Annotated in this window: 4 protein-coding genes; 3 read left to right on the top strand and 1 reads right to left on the bottom strand. The window is 52.6% G+C overall.

Features of this window, described 5'->3' with window-relative positions:
* Together Q0628_RS07935 and Q0628_RS07930 are read left to right on the top strand one after the other, a co-directional pair.
* Positions 1–4,060, top strand: a 4,060-nt coding sequence (locus Q0628_RS07935) for a hypothetical protein (protein ID WP_298769852.1), incomplete at its 5' end; no start/stop codon positions are given.
* The gene (locus tag Q0628_RS07930) at positions 4,060–4,512 is read left to right on the top strand and encodes a hypothetical protein (RefSeq protein ID WP_298769850.1); all 453 of its coding nucleotides are present in this window, start codon (positions 4,060–4,062) and stop codon (positions 4,510–4,512) included. The genes Q0628_RS07935 and Q0628_RS07930, both read left to right, overlap by 1 nt.
* 10 nt (positions 4,513–4,522) lie before the next feature.
* On the opposite strand, the gene Q0628_RS07925 is transcribed toward Q0628_RS07930, so the two are convergent.
* Positions 4,523–5,176: a 4'-phosphopantetheinyl transferase superfamily protein gene (locus tag Q0628_RS07925; protein ID WP_298769848.1), complete on the bottom strand. Its 654-nt coding sequence runs from the start codon at positions 5,174–5,176 to the stop codon at positions 4,523–4,525.
* A 24-nt stretch (positions 5,177–5,200) separates the two neighbouring features.
* Between Q0628_RS07925 and Q0628_RS07920 the strand changes: the two genes are divergently transcribed.
* A complete protein-coding gene (locus Q0628_RS07920; protein ID WP_298769846.1) occupies positions 5,201–5,776 on the top strand; it encodes a hypothetical protein in 576 nt (191 codons plus the stop codon).
* Positions 5,777–5,878: the final 102 nt, after the last annotated feature.

Genomic DNA, 5,878 nt, shown 5'->3' with positions numbered 1-5,878 from the left:
GCATGCCGGCATCCATGTTTCCTACAGCAACGGGAACAAGACATTTGACAGCTACACCGACGCCAAAGGCAACTACACGATCAAAGTTGACGCCGGCCCCTACATTGCCACAGCCAGTTCGGACTCTTTGCGAGAATTCAAACCAGCCGTTCAGAAGGACCTGTATGTCGACCCCGGGTCCATCGTCAAGGTGGACGAAATGCTGCTCAAGGACACCGTCGCACCGGTTCTGTTAGTCAAGAATCTTGACACCTTAACTAGCCGCGAATACGACTTTTCCATTTACGCCCGAGACCTGGGCTCGTTCCTAGACACCGTCACCGCAGCAATCGATGGAAAGGCTCAGACTCTCAACTGCAGCAAGAGCGACGACAATGCAGTATTTAACTGTCCGCTAGCCCTTTCGGGACTGATGGACGGAGAGCACCAGTTCAACTACTCCGCAAAAGACAAGGCCGGAAACACGACCACCCTTCCCACCCAGACTATTGTCGTGAAGGCGACCTCGATGACCCTGAACGTGAACGGAGCACAGAACGCCCGCATCGGAACAGATGGAAAGCTCGTCTTCACGGCGAAGGTGATTGGCGCCTATCCGGCAGCAGACTCCGTCACCTGGACATGGGATGTAGGCAACGGAACTATCACCAAGAAGACGAAGGTCCTCGATGACGGCAGCACGACGCACAGCTTGAGCTACGACGATATTTCCTCCACCACGCCAGACAACGACTACTTCATGACGGCAGAATACAAGAGCAACGGGGCCAACGTCAAGGCACAGGTCAAGTTCGGCACCTTGGGAGAAAACCCGTCAATCATCTTTACCGAGCCCGCATTCGACGATACCGTAAGCCTTAACGACCCCGTCCATTTCAAGGTCGAGACTTACCTCGGCAAGACTTCTACAGCTCTGAATGTCGAATGGACTTGCACCGGTTCTGCAAGCGCCTGCCCCGCAAAAGACGTGAAGGAAGCGGACATGTCCTTCAACACCGTCGGAGAGCACACCATTAAAGTCACGGTGAAGGACCAAGATAACAATTCTGCCACAGCCACGACCACTGTAATCGTCATCAGCGATCCTCCAAGCATCAACGCAACCACCGAAAGCAACTCCAACGAATACAAGATCAATTCCATCGTGACGGTCAAGACTTCCGCAAGCGATAAGTTCGGAACCATCAACACGATCAAATGGGGCTGCAGCAACGGCATGGTAGCCTTCGACCACGACACCACATTTAGCGTACCCCAGAAATCGGTTAGTGACATTCCGCTCAAGGTGCAACTCCCCGGAGTCGAAGTCGCGAACCACCGCTGCATTTTCAAGGCTATCGACGACGACGGAGAAGAAGGTCTCGACACACTCATCTTCGCAACCCTGCTCGACCTCCCTACTGTAACACTCAATACACAGCGAGACACCGTCAAAATTAATTCAAACCAGACAATCAAGGCCAACGCGACAGACAAGCTTGGCATTATCACGCAATACGACATCGCCTGCGACGACAACCTTGCAGAGCTCAAGAATCCAGCCTGGGATCCCATGTCCGGATCCGAGACCATCGTCCGCATGCCCTCGACAGCAACTGCAGCATACTACTGTGTCGTCCAGGTTACTGACGACGATGGCAATACCGCCAGAGATACCGCCACATACAAAGTCATTGTCGGATTACCCACCGTTACAGCCTACTCCAACTATAGCAGAGTCACTATCAAGGACGTGATTGAACTGAACGCTCATGCACAGGATTCCCTCGGTACAATCGTCAAGTACGAATGGGGCTGCGGATCCGCATCTGCCGAAAACATCGGATTCACCTATTCCTCGACAACAACTCCCCGCACCAACATGACGATGCCGTCAACACCGCAGAACGGATACAGATGCATCGCCCGCGTAACCGACGACGATGGCAATACCGCCAGGGACACGGTTTCCATCGACATTATCCTTGCGCCACCATCTGTGACGGTCGCTAACAAAAACCTCACCGTACGCGAAGGATTCAACATCGCTCTGAACGCAACCGCAAGCGACAACAATAATCTTCCCTCCGATCCCGGTTCCGTAGCCAAGCGCGAGTGGAGCTGCGCCACCCCGGAACAGATTAATTCTAAATGGAAAACTGTCAGCGACTACGACACCGTTTGGAAAGCCCCTGCACCTCAGGTCATATTCTACTGCGTCGCAAGAGTTACCGACAACGACGGCAATACAACAAATGACACCATCAATATTTCGTTCACGACAGACATTCCCATTATCCGCGTCAAGGACGAACTCCTTTATGTAAACCCCGGAGACGCATTCACGTTGGATGCTTCCGTCAATTCCGCCTGGCAGGGCATCGACTGGTTTACATGGGAATGCAAGGACAAGGCTAGCGGAAAGACAATGGAAAAGAGCGTACCCAAGTACGATTACAAGAAAAATGGAGAATCTTTCACTATCGGCAAGGATTCCACCTATTCCGAACAGGGCAAGGACATGTACTGTATCATTTCGGCGCAGGAAACCAGTGGCAAGGACGTGCTTAGCGACACTGCGGAAGTCCGGATTCTCCAGTTCCATCCGCAGGGCGTCATTACAGCCGCAGACACAGTCTACCTGTGGAGTGGTGACGAAGCCGTAAACGACGAAGCCCTATACTTCTACACACCTGGATGGGGCGGATTCAATTCCATCATGGGTGAACTCGGTAATGAAAACGCTCAGGACTTCTGGTGGCGATTCAGCAATGTCGACGGAAACTTCTACCAGGGAAACAAGGACGGCAGTCTGGATACCAGCATCGCCGAATTCAACACGGCCTTCGTCCGCAAGACGCACGAAGGTTCCATGACTATTTATCTTGACTACCGCGACAGCACCACGACCACGCCTTCACTCAGTTTCTACAACCGCCACCGCGCCGACGAAGTCTCGCGCAAAGTATACTTCCGCAAGGCTTGGCAGAACCAGAGCAGCGATACGATTATCGCCAGTTCGACAATGAATACACCGCCGGTTCTGACACTGGTCAACGACAAACCCGTCGTCGCTTATCTCGAATCCAAGACCAAGGTAACCGTGACAACCCTCAGGAACGGGGCCTGGACTAACATAGCCTCGGTCAATACGACGGACTCCGTCTCCACGATTCGTCTCGTGACCAATGGCAGCGACCTCTTCCTGGGGCTTCTCGAAAGCACTGGAAACTTCTCCGTATACAAGTCCACGGGAGCGACATCGGCCTTTGCTTCTATGGGAGACGCATTCACGGGCATCCTTGGCGCCCAGTTGGTCGTCAGGGCTTCCGAGTTGCCCCACATAGTCATCCTGAAAAACGCAGACCAAAAAATCTATCTGTACGATTACGGCGGTAGCGAATGGAGCAAGAATACCAAATTCAACGTGTTCCCCGGAACCGATCAGTTCCGCGAAGTCGATGCAGTATTTAACGATGACGGACAACTGACCGTCGTTGGCGTAAACAAGTCCTATACGGCATACTATGGCCTCTACTCGGCAAACTTCACACTCATCAAGAACAACGGATTCAGCGCCACTGACGTAAGTAAGATCAACCTGGCCTCGAGTGGGTCAAGCATCTACATGGGATTCCTGAGCCGCAATGTCAATACATACGGCCCCTACGTATTCCAGGGAACATACAAGACCGGCGAAATCAACTGGGACAAGAACGGCCTCGTCAAGAAGCCTCTGTACGAGGGCTACATCGCCTACCACATCAGCCTCGCCGTAAGGAACGGAATCCTCTACGCCGCCATCGATGACAACGGCCGTCCCGCCTTGTCGCAGGTACATGTGTTCAGGTACGAGGACAACAAGTGGCATTTCCACGGGGAAAACCAGTTGCCCTACTTTAGCACCGTATTCTACGATGACAACAAGTACTATTTGCGCGGATCGTGTCCGACACTCGCCATCGATGGATCCGGCAAAATCTATCTTTCCATGCTAGCCCGCGAAAACGCAGGCGGTAAGAACCTCTACAATGGCCCGCTCGTCATGAAGTACGTGGCCGACAACTGGGAGATCCACTAATGAATATTGAAATTGCAGCCCTCTGTGACGCCGCTACCGCCAATGGCACCGGCGGACGCCTGAACATTCTCGGAGCCTTCGACCGCATTTTCGCAAACTTTCCCCTCGTCATTCCGCAATGCTCTACGGCTTTCCGCATCCGCTACCTGAGGAGCGAAGCAGGCGAACACAACTTGACCCTCGTCTTTGAGGATGTTTGCGGCAAGCCAATCGTTCCCCCGATGCAGTCCAAGATTCCGCTAGAACCGGTCGCACAGGGTTTCGACACCGCAGCAGTGAACCTTGTACTAAACCTGCAACGTTTTCAGATTAAGCGTCCCGACAAGTACATCATCCGCCTGATCGTCGACGACGAAGAACTGGTAAGTCTTCCGCTCTACGCGCTCGAAGCCCCGAATCAGGGAAAACCCGATTCGCCCATCGCTCAGGGCGAGCAGGAACTGCCGAACTAGCGACAGACGATTAGTGGACGGCCGCTTCTGCTACAGCAATGCAGAGCGCAGACTTCATAGGAGCGCCAATAGCCAAGCCTTCCAAATCCATAAAGTGAATAAGACGATCCGATGCATCCCAATGCAGCGGATTTTTTATCATGCAGCGGCGGAGCGAGCCCTCGAAAAATTCACCACCTACGCACTTGAAAAAGGCTTCCTTGCGGCACCACAGGCGAAAGAACTCCACTTCGGCGCAATCTCCATCCATTGACGCAATCAGAGTAGCCTCCTCGGCACTGAAAAAGCGATCCGCCAAATGAAGACGCTTATGAGAAAAACGCTCCAAGTCGACCCCCAACCGAAAGCGCGACAGAGAATGGCGCTCTCCATAGGCTAGCACGCAATAGCCGTCGGAATGAGTCCAGTTTATGTCAAAATCGAATTCTGGAAATGTTGGACGCGGATTTTCCTTAGATTCGACGAGATCTGCCGCCGTCACCGGCCTGCCGAGATATTCCGACATGATTCCGAAAATGACCGAACGATGCTCAGGCTTCTGCGCAAAGCCTGCTAAATGGACAACCCCCAAAGGAGTTTCCAGATCGAGCCTGCAGATTTCGCGGGCATCATCTTTAGCAGCTATTTCAACCATCGTTAGACCTAACAGGGACTGTTTAGACACAAAGATAATTTCTAGTTTAGGTGCATGAATTTAAAGGACACGATAAAAAAACGATTTGCCGCAGCGACATGTAGTGCCGTAGGCCCGTTGGCGTGTCTAATAGGCATTCTGGCAGGCTGCGCCGACATCAACAGCAGCTGGGAAGTCAAAGGCGGAGGCTATTTCAAGTACACCGTCAACGGAGACGGTCCCTACACCATCGAACTTGCCAAAAACGACGTGGAGCCCCCTTTCCGCGTCAACAACAGCCATCACTACTTCTACTTTTGCACCCAAATCGAAGAAAGTGACCGCGGGGACCAGTTTTCCTTGATGGTCAACGATGCGAAAACCGGCACTAAGCTAGTTCCCATAGCCAGGGCGAGCTTGAACGGCCGATTCCAGTATGTCACCTGGATGCGACAAGAAAAATCCATCGAGGCCCCGTTAGTCGATGACAGCAGCTATGTCAAATTCGACGAGATTATCCCCGACTCGCTATGGACTGCCGATTTGAACCTCTATTTCAAGGACTGCCGCAGCGGAGTCTGTAGCGACAGTCTTCCCCCCATCCATGTAAGCGGGCGTCTACGCTACTGGGTTCCCGATTCGGAACGGTAAATTAAAGGAACATAGCCCCTTGACAACGAAAAAAAGCTTTTCTATATTTGGTCTCACCTCGGTCGATTAGCTCAGTTGGTTAGAGCGCTACCTTGACATGGT

This window comes from uncultured Fibrobacter sp. (assembly GCF_937877005.1).
In the GTDB taxonomy this organism is placed as follows: domain Bacteria; phylum Fibrobacterota; class Fibrobacteria; order Fibrobacterales; family Fibrobacteraceae; genus Fibrobacter.
Note: the sequence above shows the minus strand (reverse complement) of the source record. Positions and strands in the feature narration are given on the sequence as shown.

Coding starts and splice junctions, on each gene's coding strand:
- Q0628_RS07930 (WP_298769850.1), top strand. CDS start 4,060: ATGAATATTGAAATTGCAGCCCTCTGTGACGCCGCTACCGCCAATGGC.
- Q0628_RS07920 (WP_298769846.1), top strand. CDS start 5,201: ATGAATTTAAAGGACACGATAAAAAAACGATTTGCCGCAGCGACATGT.